Here is a 17,200-nt window from a genome sequence, read left to right on the forward strand (position 1 = left end):
TTCTGGGATTCCGCTGTGAGTTCTGCGCGGAAGCCGCCGCTGTGGATGAAGCGCACAGGCGCGAGCGTTATACCTGACACCGACGAGAGGACCACACAATGGCAGATCGCAGCCTTCGCGGCATCCGATTGGGTGCACAGAGCCTTCAGAGCGAAGAGGGCGTCGTGTTCATGGAGCGTCGCGCGACTTCGTACAAGTGCGAGTCGTGCGGCCAGGAGACGACCCTGATGTTCGCCGCGGACGCAGAGCCGCCGCAGACCTGGGAGTGCCGCGCCTGCGGTGCCGAGGCCGTGCTGCAGGTCGACGGGGCATCGGTCAAGCTCGACGACACCGACGAGAAGGCAGCCCGCACCCACTGGGACATGCTGCTCGAGCGCCGCACCCGTGACGAGCTCGAAGAGCTCCTGGAAGACCGACTCGCCTACGTCCGCGCACGCCGCGGTGCAGGCGACGACCCGACGCGCGAGCGCATCGGGGCCTGAATCACCGCAGCCTGGCCCGCAGGCCGGCGAGCAGCAGGATCAGCGGCCCCGAGATCACGATCGTGAGTTGGATCCACGGGCCCAGCACCACCCCAGCCGTGAGGCCGGATCGCAGTTCGACATCCTCGAGCAGCGCTCCGGCCTCATCTGCGTCCAGGGATGCCACCGTCGAGCCGTCCGGCCTGATGATCTGACTGGTGCCGACCGTCGACACGTTGACGACGCTGCGGCCGGTCTCAATGGCGCGCATGCGCGCGAACGCGAGCTGCTGCAGATTCTCATCGGTGCCGCGGAAGTCGGCGTTGTTGGTCTGGAACACGAGCACCTCGGCACCGCCCGTGACGCCTTCGCGGATCACCTCGTCGTAGATCACGTCGAAGCAGATCGCCAGCCCCACCCCGGTGCCGTCGACTTCGACCAGCGGGGGGTTCATGCCCGGCGTGTACTCACGCCCGATCAATCCGATCAGATCGGGGGCGAGCGCGTAATAGAAGTCGCGATCCGGCACATACTCGCCGAACGGCACCGGATGCCGCTTGTCGTGCTGTTGCGGGGCTGTGCCGTCCTCGGTCCACAGGAACGACGTGTTGAAGTACTCGTCGCCGCGCATCGTGGCGGTGTTGGCAAGCAGAGGCGCCTCGAAAGAGTTCACGATTCGGGTGAGTCGACGCGCCGTCGCCGGGTCCAGGAACGGGTCGTAGTCGACGCCGCCCTCTGGCCACACGATCAGGTCGACGTCCTCGCCCTGGATGGTGTCGGTCGCCGCCTTCTGCGCCGTGATCACGCCGTACGGCTCGCGCTCGTCGAAGTAGCCGGTCGTGCCGTTGCCCTGCACTGCGGCGATGCGCATGCGGCCGCTGTCGACCGTCGGGAACAGCGGGGTGAGAAAGAGCACGAGAACTGTGGCGACCGGAGCGATGAGCAGGACGGGTCGATGCCAGGTTCGCAGGCGCACCGTCTCGATCACCAGTGCGACAGCGGCGACCATCAGGAACGTCAGCCCGCTCACCCCGGCCCACGACGCCACGGGGGCGAACGGGCCCTCCGATTGAGTCATCCCCATGCGCGCCCACGGAAAGCCGCCGTACGGCCAGTTGCCGAGGAACAGCTCGTGTATCGTCCACAGCGCCGCGACCACCAGCGGAAGCACCACCGCCTGGCTGCGCGGCCAAGCGCGCGGCAGCCATCGGTAGGCGAGCGCGACGGGCACCAGTGCGACAGCGGTCAGCGCCGCCTCGAGCACAGTGAGCGCGAGCCATGGCACGGGCCCGAGGTACCGCGCCGTCCATGACACGAGCACTGAGAAGAGGGCGAGCCCGTACACGCCCGACACGAGCATCGCGCCGCCGATCCGGCGGCCGATGAGCGCGGTCAGCATGATCGCGACCGCCACGAGCGCCAGCGGCCAGGCCGCGACAGCCGGGAAGGCCAGGCTCATCAGCAGGCCGGCTGCGCCTGCGGCAGGTGCGGCGATCCATAGCGGAAGCAGCGGCGTCAGCGGGCGCGCCGGTGCATCGGTGGCTCGTTCGGGCATCCGATCACACCGCCGTGTAGGCGACGATGCCGCGTCGCACACCATCGAGTGCGCGGCGCGCGGTGCGCGCCAGTTCATCGTCCTCGGAGACGATCGAGAGCTGATCGAGCAGGTCGATGGTCTGCTTCGCCCACCGCACGAAGTCGCCGGCTGCCATGTCGGCATCGATGAGCACGCGGTCGAGCGAGCCGCCCCGCGCCCAGGAGTGCATCGCTGCCGCCAGTCCTGGGGCCAGCGGCTCGGTGCGCGGCAGCGAGTAGTCGTGCTCGAGATCATCGAGTTCCGCCCACAGCCGCGTGGTGGCGTCGTAGGCGATGCGGAACGCCCCTCGCGGCAGTCCACGCTCCCCCATCCCCTGTTCATCGCGGCGCGGCTCGTAGACGAGGCAGCTGGCCATCGCCGCCAGTGACGGCGCATCGAGGTTGCGCCACAGCCTCTGGCGAAGTGACTCCGCGACCAGCAGGTCGCGCTCACCGTAGATGCGGCGCATGGTGCGTCCGGCATCCGTGAGGCTGAGATCCGCGCCGTCCCCGTCGAGATACCCGACGACCTGCAGCACGTCGATCACCCGGTCGAAGATCCTCGCGACCGTGCCGGTGCGGGTCTCGATCTGACGACGGATGCGATCCGTGTCGCGTTTCAGCGAGAAGTAGCGCTCCGCCCAGCGCGCGTGGGCTTCGCGGTCAGGGCACGCGTGGCAGGAATGCCGCTGCATGCGCGTGCGCAGCGACTGGATCTTCTTCATCCGCTTGTCGCGCGCGCCATGAGGGCCGCCGGCATCCCTGCGGTTCTTCTTCTCGAGATCGCTGAGCTCACGACGGATCGCGGCGTAGTCGAGGAAGTCGCCGTGCTCGCAGTGCATGGCCTTCAGGTACCCCTGGAGGGATTCCTCGGCGTCCTTGACCTTTCGCGCGAGGCCGACGACCGCGCGATCGGCCTGGAACTGCGCGAAGGACGACTCGAGGATCTCTCTCGCACGCGCCCTGCCGAAGCGATCGATCAGGTTGACCGCCATGTTGTACGTCGGACGGAAACTGGAATTCAGCGGGTAGGTGCGGCGGGATGCCAGCGCGGCGACAGCCTGCGGATCCATTCCCTCGCTCCACTGCACGACGGCATGGCCTTCGACGTCGATGCCGCGGCGGCCGGCACGACCGGTGAGCTGCGTGTACTCGCCCGACGTGATCGCGACACGCGCCTCGCCGTTGAACTTCTCCATCTTCTCGAGCACCACCGTGCGCGCGGGCATGTTGATGCCGAGAGCGAGCGTCTCGGTGGCGAACACCGCCTTCACGAGCTTGCGCTGGAACAACTCCTCGACGACCTCCTTGAAGGCGGGGAGCATGCCGGCGTGGTGCGCGGCGACGCCTCGCTCGAGGTTGTCACGCCATTCCCAGAAGCCGAGGACGTCCAGGTCTTCGTCCTGCAGCGACCGCGTGCGCTCGTCCACGATCTCGCGGATCTCGGCGCGCTCCTCCTGGGATGTCAGGCGCACGCCGGCGCGACGCACCTGCTGCACGGCGGCATCGCAGCCTACGCGGCTGAAGATGAAGAAGATGGCCGGAAGCAGGTTGGCGCGCTCGAGCAGCTGCACGACCTCCGGGCGATCCATGCGCTCGATGCGCCGCATGTTCGACGCGCGCACCGGGCGTCTGCCTCCGCGAGGGGGCCTGTGCGCCTGCCTGCCCGCGTGGCGGTTGCTGCTGTACGACTGAGCCTGGCGGTTGCTCTCGTACCGCGAGCCGGTGAAGGAGCGGATGCGCAGCAGCTCCTGGTTCACCTGAGCGGTGGCGATGCCGGCCCGGTCGTCGAACAGCGGCAGCAGATCGTCGCGCACCAGCACGTGCTGCTCCAGCGGCACGGGCCGGATCTCGGAGACGATCACCTCTGTGCCACCGCGCACCGTGTCGAGCCAGTCCCCGAACTCCTCCGCGTTCGACACGGTCGCGCTCAGCGAGATCAGTCGGACATCCTGCGGCAGGTGCAGGATGACCTCCTCCCACACCGGGCCGCGGAAGCGGTCGGCGAGATAGTGCACCTCGTCCATGACGACGTAGCGCAGTCCGCGGAGCGCGTCGGAGTCCGCATACAGCATGTTGCGCAGCACTTCCGTGGTCATCACCACGATGCGGGCGTTGCCGTTGATGTTCGTGTCGCCGGTGAGCAGACCGACGTCCTCGGCACCGTACACGTCGACCAGTTCTCGGAACTTCTGGTTCGACAGCGCCTTCATCGGCGTCGTGTAGAACGCCTTGTCGCCCGCCGACTGCATCGCCAGGTGGATCGCGAACTCCCCGACGATCGTCTTCCCCGCGCCGGTGGGCGCTGCCACCAGGACGCTGCGGCCCCGCTCGAGGGCGTGGCAGGCTTCGACCTGGAACGGGTCCAGGTCGAAGCGCTGCCGCGCGGCGAACGCCTGCGTCTGAGGATGCTCTGCGGCGGCGCGTGCGGCCGCGTAGCGCTCAGCGGGCGAACTCATTCACGCCACCGGGTTGTCGGGATCGAGGCCGGCGGCCAGCTGGATCTTACGTTTGCGGCGATCGAACAGCACGGACAGGAGCGCAGCGGCGAAGTAGAGCACGATCAGAATGCCCGCGAGCAACAGCATGGATCCGATGTCCGCGGCCGGCGTGGCGATGGCAGCGAAAAGTGATGAGACGAGGATCGCGACGCGCCACCCTTTGAGCATCGCCCTGCCGGTCATGATCCCCGCAAGATTCAGCGCGACCATGAAGACCGGCAGCACGAAGGAGACGCCGATGACGAGCACGAACTTCAAGATGAAGTCGTAGTAGTAGTCGGAGTCGAAGAAGTTCACGCCGATCTCGGGGACGAAGTTCGACATCACCTCGATGACATGCGGTGCCACCATCACAGCCACGTAACCACCAGCGAAGAACAGCGGCACCGCGGCGCCGACGAAGGCGAGCGTGTACTTGATCTCCTTGCGGGTGAGGCCAGGCATGACGAACGCCCAGATCTGCCACAGCCAGATCGGCGCCGACAGCAGCAGTCCGATCGAAAGAGCCATGCGGATCCGCAGGTTGAAACCCGACGCGATGCCGGTGAACATCAGCTCTGCGAAGTCGCCGCCGCGCTCCTCATCGATGATCCGGATCGGCTCCGTGAGGAACTCGATGACCGGATCGGTGATGATGAACGCGACAACCATCCCCGCAGCGAGGCCGAGCACACCGAATATCAGTCGCCTGCGCGCCTCTCTCAGATGCTCGCCGAGCGACATCCGCCGGTCGCGCTTACCTCCTTCGGGCTGCGCTTCGACGTCCAGTTCAGTCACGGCCTATGAAGCGCGAGGTGGCGTGTCCTGATCGGCAGGACGATCGGCCGGAGGCGCTGCAGGTGCAGATGCGGCGGTACCGGTCGACGCGGCGTCAGTGCCCTCGGTCGCGGTCTCAGCGCCGTCTTCCTTCATGGCCTTCATCTCGCCCTTGAACACGCGAGCGGACTGACCGAGGCTCTTCGCCAGCGCCGGCAGCTTCGCCGCGCCGAACAGAAGAAGGATGATGATCAGAATGATCCACAGGTGTGGTCCTGCGAAAAGATTGCCCATGGAGGTCTCCTCATTGATGGGTCACGGTCGGATCAGTCTACCTGCGCCGCACCGCTGCCGGGTGCGTTGTACAGGTCGAGTCCGGCCGATGCCCAATCCCGTGTCGTCGAGCGCGCCAGCGCCGGTTCAAGCACCTCGAGCGCTCCGCCGAACCGCCCCGCGATCCGCTTGATTCCGCGGGGATCTGCCATGTTCATGCGCAGTGTGACGAGGTCATCGGTGCGCTCGATCTCCTCGTGCGAGAACGCGCCCAGCAGCGGGACCAGGCGGTGCGGTAACCGAACCGTTACGCGCCCCTCCCCCGCATCCTGGCCGAACTCCGTGGGGACGGCGGCGTCGGCGTGCGTGATCGTGATCGCGGTGAGCTGCGGGTCGCTGACCCGGTCGAGGTGGAACGTGCGCTGAGCGCGACGCAGATGGCACCAGCCCTGCAGGTACCACTGCCCGTTCGTGATGAGGATCTGCGTCGGATCCACCGTGCGGGTCGTGGCCTCGGCATCCGGTGCCTGGTAGCGGAACGTCACCGCGACTCCCTCGTGCACTGCACGGGAGACGACGTTCTGCACCTCCGTGACCGCGACGGGGGCGACGATGAGATCCGGCGGAGCGTCGGCGGACCCGCGCGACAGCTTGGCCATCAGCCCGGCGACCAGGCCGGAGTCTGCGACCGCCGGCACCGCGGCGACCATCTGCAGGCCGGCGAGCAGCGCCGCGGCTTCACGGGCGGTGAATCGAGGCACCCGGCGCAGTGCGACGTCATTCGTGATCTCGATGACGCCGTGGTCGTCGAGCAGGTCCCAGTCGATGTCGAACATCTCCTGCGGAAGCTGCCAGTACCCGGAGTCGCCTGGCAGCCCGATCACCGTGAGCTTCTCGACCATCTTGCGCATCTCGTCGGCGCCCACGCCGAAGTCCGCGGCCGCTTCGTCGAGGGTCACCTGTCCGCGCTCGAGCAGATACGGGACCAGGGTGAGATACAGCCGAACGCGATCGGCCGCGAGCAGCGGGGCGGGCGAGGGACTCATACGCGCTCCCCTTTCGCATCCGAGCCGGCCGAAGGGTCGTGGACGGCGATGATCGTCTGCAGTCGTGAGATGACCGCGTCACGCAGGACGACGGGCTCCACGACGCGGACCTCTGGTCCATACGAGGCGAGCTCGTCGGCGAAGATGTGCCGGTCCACGTACGGGACGGTGATGCCCTGGGCCGCAGGCGTCGCGCGGCGTCCGAGCCTGAGGGCGGCCTCCGTCCCCGGCGTGACCTCCAGCAGCGCCGTCTGCGAAGCGGCGACGGCGACGAGTCCGGCCAGCGCCCGATCCGCTGCGCCCTCCTTCATCGCCGCGTCGTATCCCTGCCCGGTCACCTTCACATCGCTGACGATCCGCCCGAGCAGGAAGGTGCGCTCGGCGGCCGCGTCGATGTCGATGCCGAACAGGTGCCAGCGCGCTTCGTACTCGACCAGGGCGAGCGGCTGGATGCGACGGCGCGTCGGCGCATCCTCGCCGGGCTTGAGGTACTCGAAGACGACGAGCCTGCTGCGCTCGATGCCCTCCTGCAAAGCGGGGAACGCAGCATCCCGTGCGGTGATCCGCGGAGCGAAACCGATGATCTGCTCGTCACCGTCGATGCCGAGCGCACGGATCTTGCGGACGCCGGCCTGCGCGTCGCCGGAAACCGATTCCGCGCTCCAGACACTGCCGGCGAGGCGCAGCACGGCGAGCTCGGCCGGAGTGAACTCGATGTCGGACGGCAGGTCGTACTCCGCCAGCGGGATGCGATAGCGCGCCTCCCGCAGGTCCTGCGGATCGGTCGGATCGCCGATCGTCTCGATCGGCATGCCGAGCGCACGCAGATCGTCCTTGTCCCGCTCGAACATCTTCTCCAGCGAGTCGGGCTTCGCGCCCGCCTCGACCCGCTGCCGGTAGCCCGACACATTGTCGAGGATCTGCTGCTTCGTCAGGCCGATCTCCGTGGCCATCAGCGCCACGACGAGATTCGTCAGACGCTCCTCCGCAGGGATCCGCGCGGCACTCATCCCTGAGTCAGCTCCTCCGGGATGATCCCGAGGACGTCCACGACGTACACTGTCGCATCGGAGTCACCGGGCACGACGACCATCAGCTGCGAGCCGACCGTCGCCTCGGAGATCGCCTCGCCCACCTCGGCCGGCAGCGACTGTGTGTCGATCAGCACCTGGCCGTCCCACGACGTGCCGGTCACCTCGCGGTCGGACCAGCCGACGGCGGTGTAGTTGAACATGGGTGCGCCATCGCCGACCTTGTCGCCCTCGCCTTCGATGAGGGTCTCGGTGACGGCATCCTTCGGCGCCGCGGTGCCGGGGACGATGATGCCGGGGCGCCCGTCGGGTGCGCGGACCACCGACGGAAGTCCGCGTGCGGCGTTGAAGACGTCCCGGCCCTCGGCCTTGGAGAGCAGCGTGTAGCGGACGTCGTAGACGGCGACCAGGCTGTCATCGGCGCCGAGCCCGATCTGCTCGGGGAGCCCTTCCGCGAGGTCTGCCGCCGGAATCGCGACAACGATCCTGCTTCCCTCGGTGGCGCACCTGAGCGCCTCGTCGACACCCGCGAGCTCGGCGGTCGCCGACTGCGGGCTCCATACGCTGTTGCCCGGCTGCTGGATCAGCTCACCTGTGGTGCCGTTCAGAAGCACGCGGGCCATGATCGCGTTCTGCGTCTCGGAGGTGATCGCGGCGCCGTCCCCGACGATCAGATCGGCGTATTTGACCTCGGATGCGCGCACCGGCATCGAGAGGCCGACCTGGGGCGTGCCGATGTCACCGGATGCGTTGACGGATGCAGCGAGACCCGCAGAGCTGGAGCGATCGCACGCCGCACCGTCGAAAGTCGGCGCGGCCGAGCATCCGGTCAGCGCGAGGGCGGAGAGGGCGAGGGCCGAGAGAGCAGCGATCGATTTACGCACGCGCCCCAGTCTATTCCGAAGCCGGGGTCGTCTCGCGCGACGCCGCAGCGACCCGCGCGCCGGTCGCTGCTTTCTGCGCCTCGCGTACCCGCTTGCGCAGGTTCTTGTCGGTGATCTCGCGATCCCCGACCGCGCCGGGCGTCCAGAGCTCGACATCCTCATCACCGTAGCTCGACTTCGACGCGCGACGGCGCACCTCCGGAGGCACCGCGCCCGGAGCGAGACGCCGCGCGGTCAGCAGGAAGCCGGTGTGCGCGACCATGCGGTGATCCGGGCGCACCGCCAGTCCCTCGACGTGCCAGCCGCGCACCATCGTCTCCGAGGCGTCTGGTTCGGTGAACAGCCCGGTTCCGCGGATGTACTCCGCGACGCGGGAAAGCTGCGTCGCTGTCGCGATGTAGCAGATCACCACGCCGCCGGGCGTGAGCGCATCCGCGACCACGTCCATGCATTCCCAGGGCGCCAGCATGTCGAGCACGACGCGGTCGACAGAGCCGGCCTCGAACTGCGCGGGCAGCTCGTCGGCGAGGTCGCCCACGACGACGTTCCAGGTGTTCGGAGTCTCGCCGAAGAAGGTCTCGACGTTGGCCTTCGCGACATCAGCGAAGTCCTCACGACGCTCGAACGAGGTCAGGGCTCCATCGGGCCCGATCGCGCGCAGCAGGGCGAGCGAGAGCGCGCCGGAGCCGACGCCGGCCTCGACCACCACCGCGCCGGGGAAGATGTCGGCCTGCATGACGATCTGCGCCGAATCCTTCGGGTACACGATCGCTGCCCCGCGAGGCATCGACAGTGCGAAGTCGCGCAGCAGCGGGCGCAGTGCGAGGTAGTCGTGCCCCGAGCTGTTGGTGACGACCGAGCCGTCGGGCTGGCCGATCAGGTCGCGATGGAACAGCACGCCGTGGTGAGTGTGCAGCTCCCCGTCGGCGCGCAGCGTGATCGTGTGCATGCGGGCCTTCGGCCCGGTCAGCTGAACGCGGTCACCTTCGCGGAACGGTCCACTGGGTCGTGCCGCGCTCATCGTGCCGCGCCCATCGAGAGACGCGCATGCAGGTCCGCGAGGTCGGCGGCCGTTCTGCCCTCAAGGGTCCGCCACAGCTCGTGCGCTCCGAGACCGTCGAGAGCGACGATGTGCGGCACGCCGAGCGTCGTCGCACCGGATGCCAGCCCCGAGGCGACGCCGGTCGGCGAGTCCTCGATGACGACGGCGTCGGCGATGTCGACGCCGAGCAGGCCGGCCGCCTGCAGATACGGGTCGGGGTGCGGCTTGGGGTGTTCGACGTCGTCACCGGCGACGACGAAGTCGAAAGCCGGGAAGTCGATCAGCTCCAGGACGCCCAGCGCCATCCGCCGAAGCGACATCGTCACCAGGGCGGTCGGGATGCCCTGTGCGCGCAGATCGGCCAGCAGCTCCCGCGCGCCGGGTCTGAACGGCACACCCTGGATCCGCAGCCGCTCGCCGACCCGATCGGTCATCAGCTGCACGATGGCCTCCGGCTCCATGTCGACGCCCGCCTGCCGCAGCTTCTGCGCGCTGTCGATCAGGGCGTTGCCCACCAGCCCGAGGGCGTCCTCCGACGACCAGGTGCCGCCGTACGATTCGACGAGGTCGGTCTCGATGGCGATCCAGTAGGGCTCGGTGTCGACCAGGGTTCCGTCCATGTCCCACAGGACTGCGCTCGGCTTGTTGCTCACTGAACCCATGCTAGCCGTGTCCCCGCCCGGGACCCACGGCACGCGACTACCCTGGAGGGATATCTCCGGTGGACAGGAAGGGGCTCGATGGACGTCCTCGGCTCTCGCATCATCGTCGCCGCATTCGACGGCTGGAACGACGCGGGTGAGGCTGCCAGCGGCGCCATCGCCGGCCTGCGCGAATCCCTCGAATACGAGCGCGTGCACACCGTCGACCCAGAGCTTTACTTCGATTATCAGTACACCCGTCCGTCCACGCGGCTGGATGCGGCGGGCGGCCGGGAGCTGAACTGGCCGGAGGCGTCGCTGTGGCGTCCGACTGTGCCGACTGACGGACCCGAGCTCTGGCTGCTGACGGGTTCGGAGCCCGCCCGCGCCTGGCAGGCGTTCGTGACCGAGTTCATCGACATCGCCCTGCGCGATGACGTCACCGGCATGGTGACGCTGGGGGCGATGCTGTCGGATGTGCCGCACACCCGACCGATCTCGGTCTTCGCGGCCAGTCAGGACGAGCGCGTGCGATCCGCGCACGGCCTGGACAAGTCGACGTACGAGGGCCCAGTCGGGATCCTCAGCGTGTTCGAGCACTTCGCGCAGCAGGCCGAGATCCCCGCCGCGAGCCTGTGGGCGAGCGTCCCCCACTACGTCGCCACCGCAGCACCGTCGCCCAAGGCGACACTGGCGCTGCTGGATCGCCTCGAGGAGCTGACCGGGGTCGGCCCCAGCCGTGAGCACCTGCGCACCGAGGCCGCCGCGTGGGAGGCATCGATCGACGCAGCCGCGGCAGACGACGAGGACATGTCGGAGTACATCCGCCAGCTCGAGCGGACCCGCGACACATGGGACTCCCCCGATGCGTCCGGCGATGCGATCGCCCAGGCGTTCGAGCGCTATCTGCGCCGTCGCGGGGACGGCCCGGACAAGCGCTGATGCCGGGTCGCCCCTGCAGGGACGGCTACAGCGCGGGGATGACGCCCATCGACAGCAGCACGATGATCACGATCCCGAGCAGCACGCGGTAGATCACGAACGGCAGGAAGCTGCGCTTCGAGATCCAGTTCATGAAGAAGGCGATCACGCCGAGGGCGACGACGAAGGCGATGCCGGTCGCGGCGAAGGTCTCGGTGAGGGTGAAGTGCTGGTTCGGGTCTCCCCAGTGCTTGGCGAGCTGGTAGAAGCCGCTGCCGAACACTGCCGGGATCGCGAGCAGGAATGCGTACCGGGCGGCGGCGGCTCGCTCGTAACCGAGGAACAGACCGATCGTGATCGTGCCGCCGGAGCGCGAGACTCCGGGAACGAGCGCCAGGGCCTGCGCGAACCCGAACGCGACGCCGTGGGGGTAGGTCAGCTCGTTGAGCTTGCGCTTCTTGGCACCGATGTAGTCGGCGATGCCGAGCAGCAGGCCGAAGCCGATGAGCATGATGGCCACCAGCCAGAGCGAGCGCAGCACCGTCTCGATCTTGTCCTGGAAGAGCAGCCCGAGCACGACGATCGGGATGCTGCCGATGATGATCAGCCAGCCCATCCGGGCATCCGGGTCGTTGCGCGGCACCTTGCCGCTCAAGGATCGGAACCACTGCCCGATGATGCGCACGATGTCACGCCAGAAGAACACCACGACCGCGGCCTCTGTGCCGATCTGGGTGATCGCGGTGAAGGCCGCCCCCGGGTCCTCGCCGGACGGCAGGAACGTGCCGACGATGCGCAGGTGCGCGCTGGACGATATGGGCAGGAACTCGGTGAGTCCCTGCACGATGCCGAGAATGAGCGCTTCGAGCAGGTTCATGCAGTGCTTTCGGGGGTCGCGAGGAGAGAATGCAGCGGATGCCGGTCAGCAGCGGCGCAGCAGGTCGGCCAGCACCCGCTGACCGAAGACAAGCGATTCTACGGGCACGCGCTCATCCACACCGTGGAACATCCCTGTGAAGTCGAGATCGGCGGGCAGCTGCAGCGGCGCGAACCCGTAGCCGGTGATGCCGATCGCGGCCAGCGCCTTGTTGTCGGTGCCCGCGCCGAGCAGATACGGGATCACCGGAACGCCGGGGTCGTGGCGCCCGAGGGCGGCGACCATCTGATCGACGAGGTCGCCTTCGAAGGGCGTCTCCATGCCGATGTCGCGGACCACGGTCTGGATCTCGATGTCGTCGCCGACGATCCGCTGCAGCTCGGCGAGCACGTCGTCCTCGGTGCCGGGGATGACCCGAACATCGATGAGCGCCTCGGCGGTCTCCGGGATGACATTGTGCTTGTATCCGGCGGTCAGGGCGGTGGGGTTCGCAGTGGTGCGGAAGGTCGAGCGCAGGAAGGCCTCTGCAGGACCTGCCGCCGCGGCGAGAGCGTCCGGGTCATCCACCGGTCGTCCGGTGATCTCGCTGAGACCGTGGAGCAGAGCGCTGGTCGTCGGAGTCAGCCGGATCGGCCACCGGGTGCGTCCGATGGCGGCGACGGCCTCGGCGAGGCGGGTGACCGCGTTGTCCTCGTGGTAGCGGCTGCCGTGACCGGCACGGCCCTTCGCGACCAGGCGCAGCCACATCAGCGCCTTCTCGCCCACCTGCAGCAGATAGGCCCGGCGGTCGTCGACCGAGATCGAGTACCCGCCGACCTCGCTGATCGCCTCGGTCGCTCCGGCGAACCATTCGGGTCTGTCCTTCACGACCAGCGCCGATCCCTCGACGCCGCCGTTCTCCTCGTCGGCGAAGAACACGAGGATCAGATCGCGGTCCGGCTGCTCGCCGGCGCGCAGGATGTCGGCGACGGCGGTGAGGATCATGGCATCCATGTTCTTCATGTCCACCGCGCCGCGCCCCCACAGCATCCCGTCGCGGATGACGCCTTCGAACGGATCGACGCTCCAGTCCTCGGCCATGGCGGGGACGACGTCGAGGTGTCCATGCACCACAAGCGCCGGGCGACCCGGATTGCGACCGGGCACACGCGCCATGACGTTGGTCCGGCGCGCGATGGGCTCGTAGTACTCGGGCTCAAGTCCCAGGCTCTGCAGATACGCGCCGACGTGCTCCGCGGCTTCGCGCTCGCCGTTCGCCCTGCCTCCCCCGAAGTTCGAGGTGTCGATGCGGATCAGGTCGCGTGCGATCTGCGCGACTTCGGGAAGGGACGGCTCGGGCATGACATCAGGCTATCGAACGCCGGTGCCACGCCCGGGCGTCGATCTGGTTCGAACACGATGGGGAAACCTGGTAACGTTTCTCTTCGGTCGGCAACGACCTTCACCACCTGCGCGGGTGGCGGAATGGTAGACGCGCTGCGTTGAGGTCGCAGTGCCCGCAAGGGCGTGGGGGTTCAAGTCCCCCTCCGCGCACAGAACGGCCAAGGCCCCGGATCTGAGATTCGGGGCCTTCGTCGTCCTGCGGGGATCAGACGTCGCCGCGCCAGCCGCCGGTGGCCGCGCCGCGACCCTCGATGAACTCCTTGAAGTTGTCGAGGTCCTTCTTCACGGCGTGCGTGGCGACCCCGGCCAGGGCTCCGACCTTCTCGAGCATCCCCTCCGGCTCCCAGTCGATCTGCACCGCCACCCGCGTCGAAGTGTCCGTGAGCTTGTGGAAGGTCACCACGCCGCCGTGGGCGGTGTCGCCGCCGACGCTGCGCCAGGCGATGCGCTCATCGGGATGCTGCTCGGTGATCTCGGTGTCGAACTCGCGCTCCGCTCCGGCGACGTTGACCACCCAGTGATTGCGTGTGTCGTCGATCTGCGTGATCGACACCACCTCCTCGAGGAAGTGGGGAAAGCTCTCGAACTGCGTCCACTGGTTGTACGCGACGGTCACGGGGACATCGACCTCGATGGTCTCGACGATGCTGGTCATTCTGAACTCCTCGCTCTTCGTGGGGAGTTCCAGTCACTCGCATCGTCGGCTTTTGCGGCAGGGGGTTGACGCACGTCGCGATGACTGTCGACTCCGGTCAGAGAGCGCCGACGCCGAACACGACGCCCAATGCGTAGGTGATCGCCGCCGCACCGAATCCGATCGCGAGCTGACGCAGCGCGCGTCGCAGGGGCGGACCGCCGGACAGGATCCCGACCAGTGCACCGGTGGTGAGCAGGGCGATGCCGACGAGTGCGAGGGCGAGGAGGATCGCCGCAAGTCCCGTGAGGCCGAAGATCCACGGAAGCACGGGGACGATCGCTCCGGATGCGAAGAGCAGGAAACTCGAGAGGGCGGCCGTCCAGTCGTTGCCGACGATCTCGTGATCGCTGTGTCCGGCGTGCGTGCCCACCGTCCCCGTCGTCGTGCGCCGTGCACCCGCGCGTGCCGCGGTGACGACGCGCTCGGCCCTCGCGAGGGCCTCCTCCGGGCCGACGCCACGCGCGCGGTAGACGAGAGCGAGCTCGTTGGCGTCGATGTCGAGGTCGCCTGCGGCGGCATCCGCATCGTTATTGGCCTCGGTCGCGGTGAGCAGCTCGCGCTGGGAGCGCACCGAGACGAACTCCCCCGCTCCCATCGACAGCGCTCCGGCGAGCAGCCCCGCCACGCCGCTGAACAGCACGAAGGATGAGCTGACCCCGGTCGCCCCGATGCCGAGCACCAGCGCGAGGTTCGAGACGAGCCCGTCGTTCGCGCCGAACACCGCTGCACGGAACGATCCGGACAGGCGGCGACGCCCACGCGCCGCGAGGCCGCGGACCACCTCGTGGTGCACCTTCTCGTCAGCGCGCATGGCGGCAGTCGCGTGCATCTCGGCGTCGTACGGAGAACGCGCCTCGGCGCTCTGCGCGAGTGCGAGCACGAAGATCGACCCGAAGCGCCCGGCCATCCACCCGAGCATCCTCGAGCGGAATCCGGCCCTGGGCAGGCGAGCCGGTTCGCCGCCGAGCAGTTTCAGCCAGTGCTGCTCATGGCGACGCTCGGCTTCGGCGAGGGCGAGCAGGATCTCGCGCTCCTCTCCCGTCTTGCGGGTCGCGAGACGGGAGTAGACGGCGCCTTCGGCGCGCTCCTCGACCAGGTAGCGGGCCCACTGCCTTCGGTCGGCGGCGGTGGGTTGGACGGGCGCGGTCATGCATCCTCCGAGCTCGTGGGCGAACACTCAACGCTATCGAGCACCGTGGCGTCCGCTCGCATCAGGGCGAGGATTGGCAGGTTTTCGGATGCCCGAACGCAGAGGTCAGGAGCGGACGCGCTTGCGGAGCACATCGATGCGGGACTGCAGCTGCGTCACGGTCGCCTGCGCGACCGCCGGTCCGCCGCACACGCGACGCAGCTCGGCGTGCACCGAACCGTGCGGCTCACCGCTCTGGCGCGCATACAGGCCGACCAGGCTGTTCAGCAGCTGGCGCTGCTCGCGCAGAGTGCGGTGCAGGGGCGCGGGAAGCGTCGAGGTGGCCTCCACCGGCGTCGCCGCCTCGCGCGCCTCTCGAAGACGTCCCTGTCGCGCCTGCCGCTGCATCAGCAGCTCGTGCACGTGCTCGGGTTCGAGCAGCCCGGGGAATCCGATGAACTCCTCCTCCTCGGGTGTGCCAGGCTCCGCCAGCTGCCCGAAGTCCTTGCCGTCGAAGACCACGCGATCGAAGTGCGCCAGCGATGAGATGGCCTGGTAGCTGAACTCCTGCGTGAGGGCATCCGATGCGTCTTCCTCGCGGTTCGCACTCTCGAGCAGCGAGTCCTCGAGCCCGTCGTCGTCCTTCGTCTGACGATCCAGCGCGTGATCGCGCTGGCGCTCCATCTCGTTCGCCAGCGTCATCAGCACCGGCACGTTCGGCAGGAACACGCTCGCGGCCTCACCGCGGCGCCGAGCCCGCACGAAGCGGCCGATCGCCTGCGCGAAGAAGAGCGGCGTCGAAGACGAGGTGGCGTACACGCCCACAGCCAGCCGCGGCACGTCCACGCCTTCGGACACCATGCGAACGGCCACCATCCAGCGTCGGGTGTTCCCACTGAACTGGTCGATGCGCTCGGAGGCGGTCGCGTCGTCGGAGAGCACGATGGTCGCCTGCTCACCGGTGATGCTGTGCAGGATCTTCGCGTACGCCCTCGCGACGGTCTGATCCGTGGCAAGCACGAGGCCGCCGGCGTCCGGGACGTGGTGGCGGATCTCGGTGAGGCGGCGGTCGGCGGCCGACAGCACCGCGGGCATCCACTCCCCCTCCGGATCGAGGGCCGTCCGCCACGCCTGGGAGTTCACATCCTTCGTGTTGTCCTGGCCGAGGTGCGCCTCGAGCTCGTCGCCGGCGCTGGTGCGCCAGCGCATCTTGCCGGCGTACATGTGGAACAGCACTGGCCGCACAACGCCGTCCTGGAGTGCGCGTCCGTAGCCGTAGGAGTAGTCGGTGCTCGACACGCGCGCCCCGGATTCGTCCGGCAGGTACTCGACGAACGGGATGGGGGCGGTGTCGCTGCGGAACGGCGTGCCCGACAGCAGCAGGCGCCGCTTCGCGGGCGTATAGGCGTCACGGATCGCGTCGCCCCAGCTGAGGGCGTCGCCGCCATGGTGCACCTCGTCGAGGATCACCAGCGTCTTGGCATCCGCGGTCAGGTGACGGTGCACCGACGAGCGCGCCGCGACCTGCGCGTACGTGACGACGACGCCGTGGTACTGCCGCGAGGGCGCCCAGTGGCTGTTCTTGAAGCGCGGGTCGAGGCGGATGCTGACCCGCGCGGCGGCATCCGCCCACTGCGTCTTGAGGTGCTCGGTCGGGGCTACCACGATGACCCGGTTGACCTCGCCCATCCGCAGCAGCTCGACGGCGAGAGTGAGCGCGAACGTCGTCTTGCCTGCACCCGGCGTCGCGGCGACGAGGAAGTCGCGGCGGTCGTCGGCGAAGTACTGCTCGAGTGCCTCGCGCTGCCATGCCCTCAGCTTGTCGGCGGTACCCCAGGGGGCGCGCTGAGGGAAGGACGGAGAGAGCATCGAATCTACGATAGGCCAGGCCGCCGACACGACGGCCCGTCGCGGTCTGCCACGCGTGTCAGCCGAGGGGTAGGCTCTCTTCCTGCATGTCGCTCACCCCGCGACGGCTCGTCG

16 protein-coding genes and 1 tRNA gene are annotated in these 17,200 nt (G+C 68.4%); 3 read left to right on the forward strand and 14 right to left on the reverse strand.

Annotation, left to right across the window (positions count from 1 at the left end):
* The first annotated feature begins 98 nt into the window (after positions 1-98).
* Positions 99-482, forward strand: a complete 384-nt coding sequence (locus tag ACQUSX_RS02340) for an RNA polymerase-binding protein RbpA (RefSeq protein ID WP_428905360.1) — start codon at positions 99-101, stop codon at positions 480-482.
* Between the two features lies 1 nt (position 483).
* On the opposite strand, the gene lnt is transcribed toward ACQUSX_RS02340, so the two are convergent.
* Genes lnt through ACQUSX_RS02385 form a run of 9 tightly spaced genes read right to left on the reverse strand, consistent with a single transcriptional unit; the run spans position 484 to position 10,231 of the window.
* Positions 484-2,016, reverse strand: coding sequence for an apolipoprotein N-acyltransferase (gene lnt / locus ACQUSX_RS02345; protein ID WP_428905361.1), 1,533 nt, complete (start codon positions 2,014-2,016; stop codon positions 484-486).
* Positions 2,017-2,020: 4 nt separating this feature from the next.
* Positions 2,021-4,495, reverse strand: a complete 2,475-nt coding sequence (locus ACQUSX_RS02350) for a DEAD/DEAH box helicase (protein ID WP_428905362.1) — start codon at positions 4,493-4,495, stop codon at positions 2,021-2,023.
* The gene (gene tatC / locus ACQUSX_RS02355; RefSeq protein ID WP_428907573.1) at positions 4,496-5,260 is read right to left on the reverse strand and encodes a twin-arginine translocase subunit TatC; all 765 of its coding nucleotides are present in this window, start codon (positions 5,258-5,260) and stop codon (positions 4,496-4,498) included. It abuts the gene before it with no gap.
* 57 nt (positions 5,261-5,317) lie between these two features.
* Complete coding sequence (locus ACQUSX_RS02360; RefSeq protein ID WP_428905363.1) at positions 5,318-5,587, reverse strand: twin-arginine translocase TatA/TatE family subunit; 270 nt, start codon at positions 5,585-5,587, stop codon at positions 5,318-5,320.
* A 32-nt stretch (positions 5,588-5,619) separates the two neighbouring features.
* On the reverse strand, positions 5,620-6,612 hold the full coding sequence (locus tag ACQUSX_RS02365) for a helix-turn-helix transcriptional regulator (protein ID WP_428905364.1): 993 nt from the start codon (positions 6,610-6,612) through the stop codon (positions 5,620-5,622).
* Positions 6,609-7,622: a helix-turn-helix transcriptional regulator gene (locus ACQUSX_RS02370; protein ID WP_428905365.1), complete on the reverse strand. Its 1,014-nt coding sequence runs from the start codon at positions 7,620-7,622 to the stop codon at positions 6,609-6,611. The genes ACQUSX_RS02365 and ACQUSX_RS02370 overlap by 4 nt, the downstream gene beginning before the upstream one ends.
* The gene (locus ACQUSX_RS02375; protein ID WP_428905366.1) at positions 7,619-8,527 is read right to left on the reverse strand and encodes a hypothetical protein; all 909 of its coding nucleotides are present in this window, start codon (positions 8,525-8,527) and stop codon (positions 7,619-7,621) included. The genes ACQUSX_RS02370 and ACQUSX_RS02375 overlap by 4 nt, the downstream gene beginning before the upstream one ends.
* Before the next feature lie 10 nt (positions 8,528-8,537).
* Complete coding sequence (locus tag ACQUSX_RS02380; RefSeq protein ID WP_428905367.1) at positions 8,538-9,548, reverse strand: tRNA (adenine-N1)-methyltransferase; 1,011 nt, start codon at positions 9,546-9,548, stop codon at positions 8,538-8,540.
* Positions 9,545-10,231, reverse strand: a complete 687-nt coding sequence (locus tag ACQUSX_RS02385) for an HAD family hydrolase (RefSeq protein ID WP_428905368.1) — start codon at positions 10,229-10,231, stop codon at positions 9,545-9,547. The genes ACQUSX_RS02380 and ACQUSX_RS02385 overlap by 4 nt, the downstream gene beginning before the upstream one ends.
* A 78-nt stretch (positions 10,232-10,309) precedes the next feature.
* Between ACQUSX_RS02385 and ACQUSX_RS02390 the strand changes: the two genes are divergently transcribed.
* Complete coding sequence (locus ACQUSX_RS02390; protein ID WP_428905369.1) at positions 10,310-11,152, forward strand: PAC2 family protein; 843 nt, start codon at positions 10,310-10,312, stop codon at positions 11,150-11,152.
* 25 nt (positions 11,153-11,177) lie between these two features.
* Here the strand turns inward: ACQUSX_RS02390 and ACQUSX_RS02395 are convergent, their stop codons facing one another.
* Together ACQUSX_RS02395 and ACQUSX_RS02400 are read right to left on the reverse strand one after the other, a co-directional pair.
* Complete coding sequence (locus ACQUSX_RS02395) at positions 11,178-12,008, reverse strand: undecaprenyl-diphosphate phosphatase (protein WP_428905370.1); 831 nt, start codon at positions 12,006-12,008, stop codon at positions 11,178-11,180.
* Positions 12,009-12,053: 45 nt separating this feature from the next.
* Positions 12,054-13,349 carry a M20/M25/M40 family metallo-hydrolase gene (locus tag ACQUSX_RS02400; protein WP_428905371.1) on the reverse strand — a complete coding sequence of 432 codons (1,296 nt, stop codon included), beginning with the start codon at positions 13,347-13,349 and terminating at the stop codon, positions 12,054-12,056.
* 109 nt (positions 13,350-13,458) lie between these two features.
* On the opposite strand from ACQUSX_RS02400, the gene ACQUSX_RS02405 reads away from it, so the two are divergent.
* Positions 13,459-13,541 (forward strand) — tRNA-Leu (locus ACQUSX_RS02405).
* Between the two features lie 55 nt (positions 13,542-13,596).
* Here the strand turns inward: ACQUSX_RS02405 and ACQUSX_RS02410 are convergent.
* From ACQUSX_RS02410 to ACQUSX_RS02420, 3 genes are all read right to left on the reverse strand, one after another.
* Positions 13,597-14,046, reverse strand: a complete 450-nt coding sequence (locus tag ACQUSX_RS02410; protein ID WP_428905372.1) for an SRPBCC family protein — start codon at positions 14,044-14,046, stop codon at positions 13,597-13,599.
* Between the two features lie 97 nt (positions 14,047-14,143).
* Positions 14,144-15,238, reverse strand: a complete 1,095-nt coding sequence (locus tag ACQUSX_RS02415) for a VIT1/CCC1 transporter family protein (protein WP_428905373.1) — start codon at positions 15,236-15,238, stop codon at positions 14,144-14,146.
* 105 nt (positions 15,239-15,343) lie between these two features.
* Positions 15,344-17,086 (reverse strand): DEAD/DEAH box helicase, encoded by a 1,743-nt coding sequence (locus tag ACQUSX_RS02420; protein ID WP_428905374.1) that lies wholly within the window; start codon positions 17,084-17,086, stop codon positions 15,344-15,346.
* Positions 17,087-17,200 lie beyond the last annotated feature (114 nt).

Origin of the sequence: Microbacterium alcoholitolerans, assembly GCF_050408615.1 — a bacterium.
GTDB lineage: Bacteria > Actinomycetota > Actinomycetes > Actinomycetales > Microbacteriaceae > Microbacterium.